Source organism: Paenibacillus sp. P4_A9 (assembly GCF_056402415.1).
The window spans coordinates 21,111-36,997 of the sequence record NZ_JBFUHL010000041.1; the positions used below are offsets into that span (position 1 = coordinate 21,111).

The following is a 15,887-nucleotide window of genomic DNA, read 5'->3' on the forward strand; positions in this document are numbered from 1 at the left end:
TGAATATCTTCCAGAGTAGGGAATAGCTTTTGCATAAGGATTGACTTCACCTCGCATAGTTGTATAATGCAAGTATATAGTGTCATCAACCTTTTTGTTTGAGCAGCAGGCAATAGTAGACGGGAGAGGACACAGTATGAAGGCAATGGACATAATGGTTCGTCAGGTGTATAAAGTAAAAGAAAATGATACTGTCCGGGCAGTCATTGAAAAGTTTCTTATACATCGTATTAGCGGACTTCCCGTCGTTAACGATCGGAATGAAGTCGTCGCCTACATTAGTGACGGGGATATTATGCGATATATCGGCAAGCATGATGATTATATATTCGGGTCTTATCTTTATACGGCTATTATCAAGGGTGACAATGATGAGTTCCAAGATAGAGTTCGCAACTTGCTTCCGTTGAATGTAATGAAAATAGCTCAAAAGAAGGTAATTGCTGTAGACGTGGAAGAGAATATTGAGCAAATCGCGGCTATATTGGGTAAAAAACGAATTAAAAAGCTACCTGTTCTGAAACGAGGCGTACTAGTAGGAATTATTAGCAGGGGAGATGTGATTCGGCATTCCTTCCAGTCTATTTTGTAAAAATGTGTTAAATGAAAGGAGCTCTCTGTATGTTGGAACGGCTCAGGCATCGATTATTTCTATTTCCTTTATTTATTGTCATTAAAATTTATGTCGCATGGATGATTCTATTTGAAACAGGTCCGTCTGCTAGAATACTTTTAACTGAAATACCAGCGATCTTGATCACTTATTGCGTTATTGAGTATATTGTAAAAAAACATAAACTCGCCTGGTATCTGGCTGTTGATCTGATTATTACAATTTTGTTTTTTCACTTGTGATTTATTATAAGCATTTCGGTGTTATCGCTACGTATCATGTATTAACGCAAGCCAAACAGGTCGGTGCAGTCAAAAAGAGTATTTTCTCTGTGATTGAGCCCCAATATTTTCTTTTCTATTTGGATATTGTTATTGTTGGTTTCTTTGCGTTTTTTAAACCTAAGTCGCGAGAATGGAAGCCGCTTAGTATGAAGATAGTTGCTAGTGTTGCTTGCTTCTCCTTATTACTTTGTGCACTTAGTGTGATTCCTAATCGCAGTTCTTTTAATGAAAATGTAAAAGCAAGTAAAATGGGCATATTAAATTATGAAATTTATAACCTGCTTTCTCAAAAGAAAGAAGAAATGATCAGCCCTGATCAAATCACTCAGTCAGCGATTGACGCATTGAAGAACAAGGTTACGCTCGTAGAACCAGCTTTGCAGGGTGCGGCGAAGGGCAAAAATTTGATTATCATTCAAATGGAATCATTTCAGAACTTTCTAATCGGCTTGAACATTGATGGGACAGAAATTACACCGAACTTGAATCAGTTGGCCAAATCCAACTATTATTTCCCGAAATTTTATCAACAAATTGGTCAAGGGAATACATCAGATGCCGAGTTTATCGTGAACACGTCCTACTATGTACCGCCTGATGGCGCGGCTACACAAGTCTATGGGAAGAAGGATTTACCGAGCCTTCCCAAGCTTCTCAAGAACCAAGGTTATACGACGATGAATTTCCATACGAATGAAGTTGGCTTTTGGAATCGGGACGATTTATATAAAGCCATTGGCTATGATAAATATTATGATAAACAATTTTTCAAAGACGAGGATGCCTTCTTTTACGGCTCATCCGATGAAGTGTTGTACAGGAAAACAGCGGAAGAATTAGCGACGTATCAAAACAGTTCAACACCTTTTTACGCACACGTTATATCGATGAGCTCTCATAACCCTTTTTCGATACCTGAAGAAAAATATAAGATGACCCTGCCTGAGCGATATGAAGGCACCTTTGTAGGGGACTACATTCGCGCTGAAAATTATGCAGACTATGCACTTGGATTGTTTATCGACGATTTGAAAAAGAGAGGGATATGGCAGAACAGCGTAGTTGTTCTCTATGGCGATCACCGCGGCCTTCCTTTATTCTCTTTGAAAGCTGATGACAAAGCATTAATGACGGAGATCTTGGGTCACGAATACGGCGAAAAAGAACTCATTAATATTCCTCTTATTATCGCTTCCGAAGGTGTGACTACCTCACAAGTTCAGATGCAGCTCGGCGGTCAAGTCGATATTTTACCCACGGTAGCAAACTTATTAGGTGTATCGCTGACCGACTATCTTCACTTTGGTCAAGATTTACTTAACCAAACAGCCTATAATCTATTGCCGCAACGATATTATCTGCCTACAGGCTCGTTTGTAAATAGTGAGGAACTCTTCATGTCGGGTAAAGGATTCGAGGATGGCAACTATTTTACGCTTGCTGGTAATGCCAATGAACATCAATCAGCGACAGAAGATGAATTTAATCATGCGTTGAAGCTGCTGCAGTTATCGGATAGCTATGTGTCACAATTGCCAGATCGTTTGGAGCCTGAATGACGCGTATAGGGTATACAGGTGGGAAATGAGAAACGGATAGCGTATAGGGTGGAGAGAACGTAGTGCGGCTCGAGGCTCGAGATAAGGTGATGGCATCACCTTATCTCGGGCTTTTTGCAATTCTTGCTAGAAATAGAGTGATGACGTAACGCTATTAATATATGACCTGAGGAAATATCAGCTTTTGGCGTTATTAGCGGTATCGCGTAACTCTAATTTGCAATTGGGGGCTCCATTGTTGAAGAATAGCGTTATCCTGTAACTCTATCTAAAACCGCTGAATGGCCTTGGGTCCTAGACGGTAGGTACGAATGCGATTGGAGCCTGATGCAGGAAACAGCAGCTCGGATTGGACTAATTCGTGTAGCAATTTCCGCGCATGCTGCCCCTTAATGTCAAGTAGCTCACATACCTCTTCAGGCATGAAAGGTCTCTGTGTCTGTGTGGCGAAACGGAGAATTTCCCGCTGTTTTAATGACAGTTTGAGATCAGCAGTCACGCCACCACCGTATAGTTTTCCTAACACTTGCAGGATGAGTTGCTGACATCGTCGCGGCTTCTCTTTAATAGCGTCAAGAGGGAAGCGATAAATTTGCCAGCCGTCCAGCATCAATTGGTTTTGTCTTTCGCGCTCATACTCAAAGCTTCGACGGGTCACATGTTTGGCATGCGAGCTGAAATCATCAACTTCCCAATTAATCAAATAGGGTGGTCTAGTATAAGCGAAGTCCAAATAGAAGACACCGTCCCGATAATTGGTGACCTCGTACTCCGCGTGCAAAAAGTCTAAGTTACCGACGGCAGGCAACCAGAGATCATGTACAAACAGCTTCTCGTTGTGAGCATGACCTTCATTGAATCGACGGAGAGCTTCACCAGTAAGATTTTTCCTTTGTTTTTCCAACCATAGCTCGTATATGTCCATGAACATTCCCCCTTTTAGTTGAGAACAAAAAACACCGCGCCTTCCCCGAGCAGGGAGGGAGCGGTGTGCTTCACACGCAACTATATGTAAATCCTACTATAAAAGAAAATAAACATTTTGTCACGAAATTTGTTGCTCATCGGAGCTCGCATTTTAGGGCAAGTGCAATCCAGCGACCCAGATATTCCGGAAGCACACTGTGGCGGCTCAAGATAACGTGATGGCATCACCTTATCTTGAGGTTTTTACTGTTCTTGCGGGAAATAAAGTGATGACGTAACGCTAATTTGTTAAAACCTGCGGGAATACCAACTTTTGGAGTTAATAGCGTTATCGTGTAACGCTAATTTTCAGTTGGGGGTCCATTAGTGCCGAATAGCGTTATCGCGTAATGTTATTAATACCGCTGCTGCATCTTCTTGGGACCAAGGCGGTAGCTCGTATATCACGAAATTTCTTCGCTCATCGGAGCTCGCATACCATCTTATAACTTCCCGGCTCCGCGCGGAAACCAATCAGATCGCGGTTAATGCGGAGCATAGGAGCATTCATGGAATCATTGTGTGTTTTCAAATATGGTGCACCATTGGCGCGAGCAGTTTGTACGCCGAGCATTTTTAAGGCGAGTGCAATTCGGCGACCTCGATATTCCGGCAACACACCCGTGTATTCGTGATACATCGCCTTAGTTTGCTCGTTCTGCTGAAGCGTAACAACGCCAATGTAACGGTCGCCATCCTTCGCGATATGGATCCATTCAGGGCGCACCCCGTTTTGCTCGATGCTCCACTTCTTCCATTCTTCGAACCAAGGAAAGTCCTCTGTGTTTCCTGGAATATCCAGATGCGTAACCTTATATAGCTCATGCAGCTTTCTCTCGCTTGCTTCTCCTGACTCATCCGCCAGCGTAATGAACTGAATTCCTGTTTGTTCGGCTTCCTGAATGGCGTCCCCTAGCGTACCGACATCAAACGATGCCAAGTCCAGAACGGATTCGAATGCGTGGCGTTCTTTCACGTGGTTACGTCGATTTGCAAAAGCTAACGACCGCTCGTCTGTCTCTTTCATCATGCTAATGAGTCGCGATGCTTTGACCTCGCGAGCCCATTGATGAAGCACATCATACAGGGCATTCCCAACACCGTTACCACGAATTTTCGGGTCAACAACGAGGGTATAGATCAGTGCGCCAGGCTCCGTCCACGGAGCACGCCATGCGATTGCGTAGGCGACAATTTGTCCGTGCTCGTCTTCTGCTACCCATTTGGGACGATCCCATCCCATTAACTTTCCTTCTTCATTGTAATGCAGCTTTCCAGGAGGGATTTTGTCCTCGTCTTCATTAAGATGTGCAGCTGTTGTCGGTTCTGACCATATCAAATTGAGTAGCGGTGCTACTGCCGTAAAATCGTCTGGTTGTTGCAATTTTCGAATAACACAATTGTGCATGATATGACCTCCAAGGCTTAGAATCTCTTGTTGTCATTATCACATGCCCGGTGGCGGACATCATGGTAAAGTATGGATATAATGAAAGATTCTACGTGTGGGTGAAGATCATTCTATGAAAATGGTATAGGCACTCATCCCTTTGAATTTATAGGGTGTGAATCCCACATGCTTCTTAAATAATTGACAAAAGTACGAAAAGTTATCCAATCCAACGGCTTCTCCAATTTCTTGCACAGACATTTCTGTTGTACGCAGAAGCCAGCAGGCTTGACGGATCCGGCGTGCGGTTAAGTACTCAGTAATTGTACTGCCAATGGATTGATGAAAAGTGGCAGATACATGATTAGGCGTAAGGTGTACCGCCCCGGCAAGCTCATCCAGCTTGAACGGTTCCATGTAATGCGCTTCAATCCAAGCTAGCATTCGCTCCGCTGTAGATGAGCTTTTGGGAGAAAGCATGGGAACGGCATCTGATTGCGATATAGCAGCTTTCTCCGAATCCGAGCGGAGCTGGTGCAAGAAAGCGGTGAGGAAAAGCAACTGCTCCTCCAGCAACCGTTCCGGACCTCGTTCCTTTGCTGCATTAAGCCTAGGCACGTAACTTTTCAAAAAGACTTCAAGCTCCGGAAGACTTTCGCTTCGAAACGCCTGCGGCATGAGCGGATCCTTCCATAGCTTTCTTAGGAACTCGCGAAGCGAGGGGAAGGCTGTAAGCGCAGCTTCGAGTACGGCTGGCTCCAGAACGAATAGGGAGCGGACGTAGCTGTCTTCGGGCAGGTTATGAATGCGAATACGATGCAATTGAAAGGGTCGGAAGCAGAAAATGGAGCCTGGCTTCAGCTCGACAATTTGTTGTTCTATTACGACATACCCTGTGCCTTCATGGACGACGAGCAGTTCCATGCCTTGATGTGCATGAAACACTTCTTCGAAGGTGTGTGTTCGATCTTTGAAAAACGATAATTGCACCGGATGCACGTTTATGTTCAAGTAATTCATCAGCTTCATAGGTGTTCTCCTTATCGTAATCTAACAACATTTTATCATAAGAGGGCTAAACTTTTTCGCACTATTTTTTGATACGATGTAGACAAGTGAATGCGCAACTAGGAGGAGACACTTCACATGTTGAAACAACGGTTAAATGAGCAATGGGAGCACTATCGCGGATCTTTAGGCGGGGTTTGGGAAGTGTGGCGTTCAGATAAGCTTCAAAATCATTATAATGTGCCATGGGAATCGGTTACGCTTCCACACACGTACAACGGGTACGATGTCATGGATCCAGATAGCAAATATTATCAAGGACAAGGCTGGTATCGGAACAAGCTGGATGTAAATAATCCTTATCCGAAGGGTAGAACACTGCTACATTTTGAAGGTGCTGGGCAACGAACGGACGTGTATGTCTATACTGAAAAGGTGGATTCCCACTTAGGTGGATACGATGAATTCACGGTTGATATATCGGAAGCAATGAAGCGGGCGAAGGAAATCGAGCGATATGCGGGGCGTGTGCCTGTGGCGATTGCCTGCGATAACAGCCGGGAGCTCGAGACGATTCCTTCGGATGCGAGTGATTTCAATCTGTATGGCGGTGTTTACCGCTATTTAAATCTCGTTTATGTGCCGCAGATCTCCTTGGCTCAGGTGCATGTGGAAACACAAGTGGAAGATCTCTCTGCAAAGACAGCAGGAAGCGGGAAAGTAAAGGTACGTGCCAAATTGTACAATCCCGATCAGCTTGCGGAGAATATCAAGCTTACGATTGTGCTGAAGCAGCAAGATGGAACGATTGTCGGGCAAAAGGAGATTTCCTTACCCGCTTGGCAGGATGAGAAAGAGATCGCTGCTTTCGAGGTGGCGAATCCACACCTGTGGTCGGTCTCAGACCCCTATTTATTCGACTGCTCCGTTTCCCTAGTCTGTGCAGACGGCGAAACAACAAACCAAGAACGATTCGGCTTCCGTACGTTTGAATTTCTCAAACAGGGGCCGTTCAAGCTGAACGGCGAGCGCCTCTTGCTGCGCGGTACGCATCGGCATGAGGATCACGCGGCAGTCGGAGCAGCGATGACGGAAGATATGATCCGCGAAGAAATGCAGCTGATTAAGGATATGGGCGCTAATTTTATCCGCCTTGGGCATTATCAGCAGTCCCGTATCGTGCTAGATCTGTGCGACGAGCTGGGCATTCTCGTCTGGGAGGAAATTCCGTGGTGCCGCGGCGGACTCGGTGGTCCATCGTATCGCCAGCAATGCATCGATATGCTTACGGCGATGATTAACCAGCATTACAATCATCCATCCGTCATTTTATGGGGATTAGGCAACGAGAATGATTGGGAGTGCGATTTTGACCATTTTGATCAGCAGGAAATTCGCACCTTCATGAAGGAATTGCATGAACTGTCGCACCAGCTGGATCCGAGCCGATTAACAGCTATTCGTCGATGTGAATTTTGCAAAGATATTATCGACGTATATTCGCCTTCCATTTGGGCAGGTTGGTACCGTGGTGTCTATACGGACTATGAATCAAGCTGCAAGACAGCGTTTGAAAATGTGGATTCTTTCTTCCATATGGAGTGGGGGGCGGATAATTTACCAACTCGGCATGTGGAGAAACCGTTTACGGGCTTTGCGTTTATGAAGAAGGCCGATGGTGTCACGGACGAGCGTGACGGGGATTATTTATTGACGGGCGGCGAGCCGCGAGTATCGCGTGATGGCGATTGGTCGGAAACGTATTTCTGTGACATGATCGATTGGTACTTGAAATCACAGGAGAAGATGGATTGGTTAACAGGTGCGGCACAGTGGTCATTCAAGGATTTTGCAACCCCGGTACGGCCGGATTCACCGATTCCGTATTTGAACATGAAGGGGATCGTCGAACGTGATCTGACGCCGAAGGAAGCTTTTTATGTGTTCCAATCCTATTGGTCAGACAAGCCGATGGTTCGAATTTATGGTCATACAATGCCGATTCGATGGGGCATGGAGGGTGAACGAAAGCTGATTAAAGTGTACTCAAACGCCGAACAAGTCGAGCTGTTTCTAAACGGAGAGAGCTTGGGAGTGAAACAGCGCGATTCGCAGGATTTCCCTTGCGCGGGTCTTCGTTGGGAGACTGAGCTTACAGCAGGTGACTATCATCTGCGTGCGGAAGCCATTTGTAACGGTGAAGCAGTATGCGATGAGCTGCAATTCACTTATCAATCCGAGGCATGGGGCGAGCCGACAGAGATCCGCTTAACGTCGGAAGCTTTAGCGGATGGACGAGTTTACGTCGAAGTGCGTGCGTATGATGCGAGAGGTGTCCATTGTCCAGATGCAGCTAATTTTGTTCGATTTGGGTTAGCAGGGGATGGGAAGCTGCTCGATAATCTCGGCACGATTCGTGGCTCTAGACAGGTTCAACTTGCGAGTGGTCGTGCAGGAATTTATGTTGATCCATGTGGCGGCTTACCCGCTGGCATCACGGTAACGGATTTCGTGAGCGCAGGTGGCCCAGCATCATCATTAGCTTCATTATCCAAAGGTGCTCATGCTGCTCAGCGGAAATACACATCCGTCATCAGCGCTGCATGTGAAGGCATGTCTACAGTAACAGCAATCATAGAAGTTGTGAAGTGAAAACCACTTAGAGGAGGCGTATAAGATGAGTGAACTTATGGATGTAGCAAAGTGGAATAACGCACAGAAGCTTGGAGATATTTTACCGGACGTGTGGAAAGAGCTGCAAGTGAAGGTTGATCGGATGATTGAACAAATCGGGGGGAAATCCCCTCATGTTGCCAAAGAAGATGGCGTCTATGATGATATGCGGATCGATTGGTGGACATCAGGCTTCTGGCCTGGGATTTTATGGATTATGCATGAGATGACAGGCAAAGAGCACTACAAGGAAGCAGCCTGGGAGTGGGATGGCAAGTTTGAGCAGGCGAGCATCCGGGATAATAATTTCCATCATGATGTTGGTTTCCAGTATTTGCCGACAGCCGTCATTAAACATAAGCTAACAGGGGATTCAGATGGGTTACGCCGTGGACTTCAGGCAGCCATTTTCCTGGCAGGGCGGTTCAATATCGCAGGTAACTTCCTTCGTGCGTGGAACCAAGATAAGCTAGGTTGGTCCATCGTCGATTCCACGATGAATCTGTCCATTCTATTCTGGGCAACAGAACAGACTGGCGATCCGCGCTTCGAGCACATTGGCATAGCGCATGCGAATACGGTTGTCCAGAAGTTCATCCGTGAGGACGGCTCCGTGAACCATATCTTGAGCTTTGATCCGTGGACAGGCCAGTTCATTGAATCGCTAGGCGGTCAAGGTGCCGGCCCGCAATCGGCTTGGAGCCGAGGCGCAGCGTGGGCACTTCATGGCTTGGCCAATGTTTACCGTTTCACGGGAGACATACAGTACTTGCAAGCAGCTCAGCGCGTGGCGAATTACTTCCTCGCGAGTTTGCCAGAAGATTATGTGGCACACTGGGATTTCCGTGCGGACACAACACTTGCGAACGAGCCAAGGGACACATCCGCTGCTTCGTGCGCAGCTTCTGGGTTAATCGAACTAGCGGAATTCCTGCCTCCGATAGAAGGTGCGATGTACCGCAATGCGGCAGAGCGGATGCTACTATCCCTCACGCAGAAGTATGCGACATGGGATAATCCAGAGCACCAAGCCATTTTGCTAGAGGGTACTGGAAATAAACCGGCTGGACAGAACGTGAACGTATCGCTCATTTATGGCGATTACTACTACGTTGAAGCGCTTGCTAAGCTGCTAGGCTGGAAGCAACGGATATTTTAATCAATTGCTCATTTGATGAAGCGACACCTCTTTTCTTTTCAACAAGGAAAAGCGGTGTTTCTTTGTTTAAATATAAGCGTTTATATGTTTCACTTCGTGTATAATTAATTGAAATCAATTGAATTCGAACACGGGGGACTAGGTGTGAAAATAAAACAATTACGATTTAGCACTCGAAGCGTTATGGTCAATTGGCTCATTTCCTACGTTTCTGTGCTGCTCGTTCCCATATTGATCAGCGGAATTATTTATACTGCAACCTGGCATGTGATTGAATCGGAAGTCAATCGGGCCAATGAGTCCGTACTCAAACAAATCGAGCAAGCGATTGACAGCAATCTTGCCGGAATCGAACGATTAAGTGTAGAAATGGCACTAAGCAAACGCCTTGCCGGCTTCATGACAGTAACGAAACCCTTAAAAGATGAGCAATATTATGACGTGGTTGAGATCGTCGATGATTTGCGTAAATATAAAGTGGCCAACGATTATATCGATCAAATCTATGTGTATTACAAAAACAGTGATACCGTAGTTTCGACACGTGACCACATCAACAGCCACCAGCTGTATGAGAGAGTTCGGACGCGCGAAGACATGAGCTATGAGGAATGGCACGCTATTTTTGATAAAAGATATATCCAAGAATACGCGCCTGTTACGCTTCGAGAGGATGGACAAGCGGTTAAAGCCGTTATGTATGCCAAATCAATCATTCTCGACACCGCTGAGCAGCCAGGTGCTATTATCCTGTTTACGATTAAAGATACGAAGCTGCTGGAGAACATCCTGTCATCCAATCATTCTTCTATCGTTGTTCTTGATCGTCAGAACCGATTAATTGCTTCATCGGGATTCGAGGGGAATCCTGATTTTCTGTCCGTCGATAACATGACAAGCGAGAATGGTTTCTTCTACGATGACAGCGGCGATAAACAGTTTGCTGTTTCCTACACGACATCCAATAGAGCGGGTTGGAAGTATGTATCTATGATGCCTGCAGAGCTTTTTGATGAAAAAATGAAATACGTAAAAACCTTGATCTACATCAGTATCGCGCTTAGTCTCCTTATTGGAGGGATTATGACGTTTCTGATGCTAAAACGTAATTATGATCCGATCAGTAAGCTGATCCGAAGTTTATCCACAAGATCCAGCATTTCCTTCATGGAAGGCTCTAATGAGTACGGCTATCTGCAAGCTGCGCTGAATGATACCTTTACGGAGAAAGAAAAGATCGGTCAACGTCTGGAGCAGCATCGGGACACCATTCGTTCGCATTTCCTTCAAGGCTTGTTAAAAGGCTCGCTTGAACGTAATGTGCCTATCCATGAATCACTAGCCGTCCATAATATGGCATTGGCCACTTCTCATTATGCTGTTTTACTGTTCCAAGTCGATCATTATGGCAAATTGGAGTCTTCCGAGCTTAGCTCTTCCGAGAAGATCAAGCACGCCCAGTTTATTATCATGAATGTCGCGGAGGAAGTTGTTGGCATCAAGCACCAAGCGTTCTCAACGGAACTGGATAATTTGCAAGCCTGTATCATTAATTTTAAACAAAGCCCTGAAGTGGATGAGGTAGAAGATATCGCGGAGCAAGTGAAGTCATTCATGCTGGACCATTTCCATGTGCATTTGACCATTGCGATTAGCCGCATTCATCAAGAACTGGCTGGCATCCCCGTTGCCTATCAGGAAGCACTTTCAGCGCTTGAATACCGCATGGTTATGGGGAGTGGCGAAATTATTCGATACAAGGACTTGCCTGATGCCGGAGCGGGTCACGAATCCAGCTATTACTATCCACTGCATGTGGAACAGCAATTGATCAACCTTGTAAAAATCGGTGATTATGAGCAGTCCAAGGCGATGATTGATGAGATCATTGAAATCAATGTATCGGATGCCTCACTTTCGGTACCGTTAGCTAAATGTCTGATGTTCGATCTCATCTCCACCATGCTCAAAACCATCGATGAAATGGGTGCGAGTAATAAAAGGGAGTTCATGAATCAAGTCAATCCGATTGATCGATTAACTGCGTGTACAACGATTAAAGAGATGAGCGTGCAAATCGGCGATGTGCTTAAGCAAGTATGCCAGTCCATTCAGAATGATCGGAAGCAGGAGCATAACCAGCTCAGCCAACAGATCATAGCTTATGTGAAAACGAATTTCAGTTCGGCAGATTTAAATATTACGATGATTGGGGACGTTTTCGACTTAACCCCGTCCTACTTATCGAAGCAATTTAAAGCTCAGACGGGCGAAGCGCTGCTTGAACTCATCAACAAGACACGGATTGAAGAGGCGAAAAAGCTTTTATTGGTACAATCCTCCTCGATCGTGGAGATTGCAAGACGAGTGGGCTATGACGACATCAATACGTTTAATCGCATTTTCAAAAAATATGAAGGCATTACGCCGGGAAAATACAAAGACATTGTTTAGCATAGTTTGGGAAATTGCCACCTTTTCAGTGGTTTTTTCTTTTTTTACACGTCTGTTTCGATTTTAAAGATAAGGAATTACGGATTTTGATGATGGTTTTCGGTTTTTGATGATACCCAAGCAAGGCAATTCTTCGCATAATAACGTTATCGGTGCACAGCACAGGAAARTGCAAGCTGCATCAGCAATTAGGACTAAGCATACACGAGGGGGATTTCAATGAAGAAGCAGATGAAGACAATCGGAACGGCAGTCACTATTCTTTTAGCAACAACAAGCTTATTGACCGCATGTTCGAAAGAGGAAGCAAGCAGTACGCCACAAGCATCTTCATCAGTACCAGTGACTGAAGCCGCTAAGTATCCGATCACAACAACCGGAACGATCACATCTTGGGAAGAATTAAATTCGAATTTAACTTCCATTTATCCTAACTTAAGTGATGCACCATTTGGCAAGCAATTAGAGAAAGACACGGGTATTAAGGTTAAGTATACGCATCCTGCAGAGGGTCAGAGGAAAGAGCAATTCAATCTCTTGATCGCTTCCAACAATTTAACTGATGTCATCGAATATGATTGGAACAAAGAATATCCAGGCGGTCCTGAGAAGGCGATCGCGGATAAAATGATTATTCCTTTGAATGATCTAATTGATAAGTTCGCACCGAACTTGAAGAAAGTCTTACAGCAGGACAAAGAGTTGGATAAAATGCTGAAGACGGATAGCGGCAAATACTTCGTATTCCCGATGATTCGTCCAGATAACGGACTCGTATTCCGCGGTCCAATGCTTCGGAAAGACTGGCTGGATGAGTTGAATTTGCCAGTGCCTACTACGATTGACGAATGGTACACCGTTTTGAAAGCGTTTAAAGAAAAGAAAGGTGCAACAGCACCGTTCACAGCGCAATATAATACGGGCAGCGAGCTTAATATTCAGGATGCGTTCATTGGCGCTTTCAAGACAGCGAATCGCTATTATATGGACGATCAAGGCAAAGTGAAGTACGGCCCGATTGACCCGCAGTTCAAGGAAGTGTTAACGCTATTCCGTAAATGGTACGCTGAGGGCCTCATTGATAAAGATTTTGCACTGAACACGGATTCGAAATCGCTCGATAATAAGATGCTTAGTAATGCTTCTGGTGCAACTGTATCCCTACTCAGYTCAGTTGGCCGCTGGATGGATACAGCGAAGAAGAAAGAACCGAACTATCAACTCATTGCAGCACCGTATCCAACTTTGAAGAAAGGCGAGCGAGCATTCATTGGACAGCGGGATTTCAAATATAATCCGTTGGCTAGTAAAGCCGTAACGGCGGCTGCGAAGGATCCTGAGCTAGCTGTGAAGTGGTTGGATTATGCCTACAGCGAGAAGGGTGCCATGCTGATGAATTTCGGTATTGAAGGGGAAAGTTACAGCCTGGTGAACGGCGTACCAACTTGGTCCGACAAAATAACGAAGGATCCCAAATTGAATTTGCAGCAAATGGTTTCACAATATACGAAGCCGAATGGACCGTTCCTAGGCGATTCGAGAAAGAATTTCAACACGTACAAAGAGCAAAACGATGCGATGAAAATTTGGGCAGAAACCGACGCGGTTAAGCATGTCATGCCGACTTTCATTACACCAACTGTTGAAGAGGGCAAAGAAATAGCCAAGCTGAACACCGCCATAATCTCCTATAAAGAAGAAATGTTTGTTAAGTTTGTGATGGGCAAAGAGCCGATTGAGAAATTCGACGAGTATGTGAAGCGCATTCAAGATATGGGCATAGACAAGGTGCTCAAAATCTATCAGGATGCTTTGGATCGATACAATAAGCGTTAAGCATATGACCAAGAACGTGTCCGCCATTGGCTGGCACGTTCTCCTTTAAGAAGAGAGCTGAAGGGTGGACAATGAAATGGAAGTAATCAATCAAGAATCGACACCTGTTTTCTCAGCCAATAAGCGGAAGAAAGCAGGCACCAAGCTCGGTCTGATCCTCGATATACGTAAGAACAAATACCTGTATGTGATGCTTCTCCCAGTATTGCTGTATTACGTCGTGTTTCATTATGCGCCCATGTACGGGGCAATTATCGCCTTTAAAGACTTTTCACCAAGACTTGGTATATGGGGAAGCGAATGGGTAGGCTTTGACAACTTCCAAACCTTTTTTACAGGTCCCTATTTTTGGAGGACGATTAAAAATACGCTGCTGATCAGCTTAAATGAGCTCATTTTTGGCTTCCCGGCACCGATTATTTTAGCGTTACTGCTTAATGAAGTGAAACATGCTTTATTTAAGCGCAGCGTTCAAACACTCACCTACATGCCTCACTTTATTTCACTTGTTGTTATTTGCGGGATTCTGAAGGATTTTACGTCCAGCGAAGGGGTCATTAACGATTTGATCGCTTGGATGGGGGGAGAACGCACAACATTCCTGCTGAATTCGGATATGTTCCGAACGATCTATGTATCGTCTGGTGTCTGGCAGCACATCGGTTGGGGGACGATTATCTATTTGGCAGCCTTAACGGGGATTGATCAAGAGCAGTATGAAGCAGCACGCATAGATGGTGCAGGGCGCCTACAGCAAGCGGTGCACGTTACGATTCCAGGGATTATACCTACCATCGTCATCTTGCTCATCCTTGAAATGGGTAAAATGATGAACGTAGGCYTTGAAAAGATTATTTTGCTGTACAATCCAGGTACGTATGAAACAGCGGATGTCATATCCTCTTATGTATACAGGGTAGGGCTGCAAGAGTTCAATTACAGCTTTAGCTCAGCGGTTGGTTTATTTAACTCTGCCATCAATTTCACACTGCTGATTTGTTCCAATTGGATTAGTCGGAAATTAAATAATACGAGTCTGTGGTAGGCAGGGAGGAGGATGAAAATGAACAGACCTTCGTTAGCTGAACGAAGTTTTGATTGGAGCAATACGTTGTTCTTGACTATGCTTATGATTGTGACGATTTATCCGATTATTTACGTTGCCTTTGCTTCATTTAGTGATGCCAGTCAGCTCATGTCGTATAGTGGTTTTCTCTGGAAGCCGCTCGGCTTCTCGCTTGAAGCGTATAAGAGTGTATTTGCAAATCCGATGATTATTAAAGGCTATGGGAACACTTTTTTCGTAGTCATTGTAGGTTTAGTGTTTAATATTTTGCTAACAGCCATGGGCGCATATGCGCTCTCGCGCAAAAGCTTACAATATCGCAAGAAAATCATGCTCTTTATCGTGTTCACGATGTTTTTCAGCGGGGGGCTCATTCCATTTTATTTGACGGTAAAAGGGGTCGGACTGAACAATACGCTCTGGGCGATTATTATTCCACATGCGATCAACACATTTAATTTGATCCTGATGAAAACGGCATTCGAAGCCATTCCCGATGCGTTGGAGGAATCAGCGAAGATAGACGGAGCGAATGATTTTGTTATTTTATTCCGTATTATTTTACCCTTATCCATGCCCGTAGTTGCCGTTATGCTCCTGTATTACGGTGTAAGCCATTGGAACTCGTGGTTCCATGCGATGATCTTTTTGCAGGACCGTAACTTGTACCCGCTGCAGCTGATTTTACGAGAAATTTTGCTGCAAGGTGAAGCAAGCTCGATGACAGGAGGAGCTTCGGCTGGCGACGTAGCCATGCTGTCTGCAACTCTGAAGTATGCGACGATTATTGTGGCAACCGTACCAATACTTCTCGTTTATCCGTTCCTGCAGAAGTATTTTGTCAAGGGCGCATTGATCGGAGCCATCAAGGGGTAAGGA

Annotated in this window: 11 protein-coding genes; 8 read left to right on the forward strand and 3 right to left on the reverse strand. The window is 45.1% G+C overall.

Annotation, left to right across the window (positions count from 1 at the left end; genetic code table 11):
- Window positions 1-136 precede the first annotated feature (136 nt).
- Together AC1DVJ_RS21985 and AC1DVJ_RS21990 are read left to right on the forward strand one after the other, a co-directional pair.
- Window positions 137-592, forward strand: a complete 456-nt coding sequence (locus AC1DVJ_RS21985; RefSeq protein WP_477593300.1) for a CBS domain-containing protein — start codon at window positions 137-139, stop codon at window positions 590-592.
- A gap of 259 nt (window positions 593-851) precedes the next feature.
- The gene (locus AC1DVJ_RS21990; RefSeq protein ID WP_477593301.1) at window positions 852-2,456 is read left to right on the forward strand and encodes an LTA synthase family protein; all 1,605 of its coding nucleotides are present in this window, start codon (window positions 852-854) and stop codon (window positions 2,454-2,456) included.
- Between the two features lie 268 nt (window positions 2,457-2,724).
- Here AC1DVJ_RS21990 and AC1DVJ_RS21995 read toward each other — a convergent pair whose 3' ends face one another.
- The 3 genes from AC1DVJ_RS21995 to AC1DVJ_RS22005 all read right to left on the reverse strand — a co-directional run bounded on the left by AC1DVJ_RS21995 (window position 2,725) and on the right by AC1DVJ_RS22005 (window position 5,841).
- On the reverse strand, window positions 2,725-3,381 hold the full coding sequence (locus tag AC1DVJ_RS21995) for a DNA-binding response regulator (protein ID WP_477593302.1): 657 nt from the start codon (window positions 3,379-3,381) through the stop codon (window positions 2,725-2,727).
- A 462-nt stretch (window positions 3,382-3,843) separates the two neighbouring features.
- The gene (locus AC1DVJ_RS22000) at window positions 3,844-4,830 is read right to left on the reverse strand and encodes a GNAT family N-acetyltransferase (protein ID WP_477593303.1); all 987 of its coding nucleotides are present in this window, start codon (window positions 4,828-4,830) and stop codon (window positions 3,844-3,846) included.
- A 108-nt stretch (window positions 4,831-4,938) separates the two neighbouring features.
- Entirely contained in the window at window positions 4,939-5,841 is a 903-nt protein-coding gene (locus AC1DVJ_RS22005; protein ID WP_477593305.1) for a helix-turn-helix domain-containing protein, read from the reverse strand.
- Window positions 5,842-5,958: 117 nt separating this feature from the next.
- On the opposite strand from AC1DVJ_RS22005, the gene AC1DVJ_RS22010 reads away from it, so the two are divergent.
- The 6 genes from AC1DVJ_RS22010 (at window position 5,959) to AC1DVJ_RS22035 (ending at window position 15,884) form a co-directional block, all read left to right on the forward strand.
- Window positions 5,959-8,472 carry a glycoside hydrolase family 2 TIM barrel-domain containing protein gene (locus AC1DVJ_RS22010; protein ID WP_477593307.1) on the forward strand — a complete coding sequence of 838 codons (2,514 nt, stop codon included), beginning with the start codon at window positions 5,959-5,961 and terminating at the stop codon, window positions 8,470-8,472.
- Between the two features lie 37 nt (window positions 8,473-8,509).
- Window positions 8,510-9,652, forward strand: a complete 1,143-nt coding sequence (locus AC1DVJ_RS22015) for a glycoside hydrolase family 88 protein (protein WP_477593342.1) — start codon at window positions 8,510-8,512, stop codon at window positions 9,650-9,652.
- A gap of 144 nt (window positions 9,653-9,796) precedes the next feature.
- Entirely contained in the window at window positions 9,797-12,106 is a 2,310-nt protein-coding gene (locus tag AC1DVJ_RS22020; RefSeq protein ID WP_477593309.1) for a helix-turn-helix domain-containing protein, read from the forward strand.
- A 219-nt stretch (window positions 12,107-12,325) separates the two neighbouring features.
- Entirely contained in the window at window positions 12,326-13,942 is a 1,617-nt protein-coding gene (locus tag AC1DVJ_RS22025; RefSeq protein ID WP_477593311.1) for an extracellular solute-binding protein, read from the forward strand.
- A gap of 76 nt (window positions 13,943-14,018) precedes the next feature.
- Window positions 14,019-14,987 carry an ABC transporter permease gene (locus tag AC1DVJ_RS22030; RefSeq protein WP_477593313.1) on the forward strand — a complete coding sequence of 323 codons (969 nt, stop codon included), beginning with the start codon at window positions 14,019-14,021 and terminating at the stop codon, window positions 14,985-14,987.
- An 18-nt stretch (window positions 14,988-15,005) separates the two neighbouring features.
- On the forward strand, window positions 15,006-15,884 hold the full coding sequence (locus AC1DVJ_RS22035) for a carbohydrate ABC transporter permease (RefSeq protein WP_477593315.1): 879 nt from the start codon (window positions 15,006-15,008) through the stop codon (window positions 15,882-15,884).
- Window positions 15,885-15,887 lie beyond the last annotated feature (3 nt).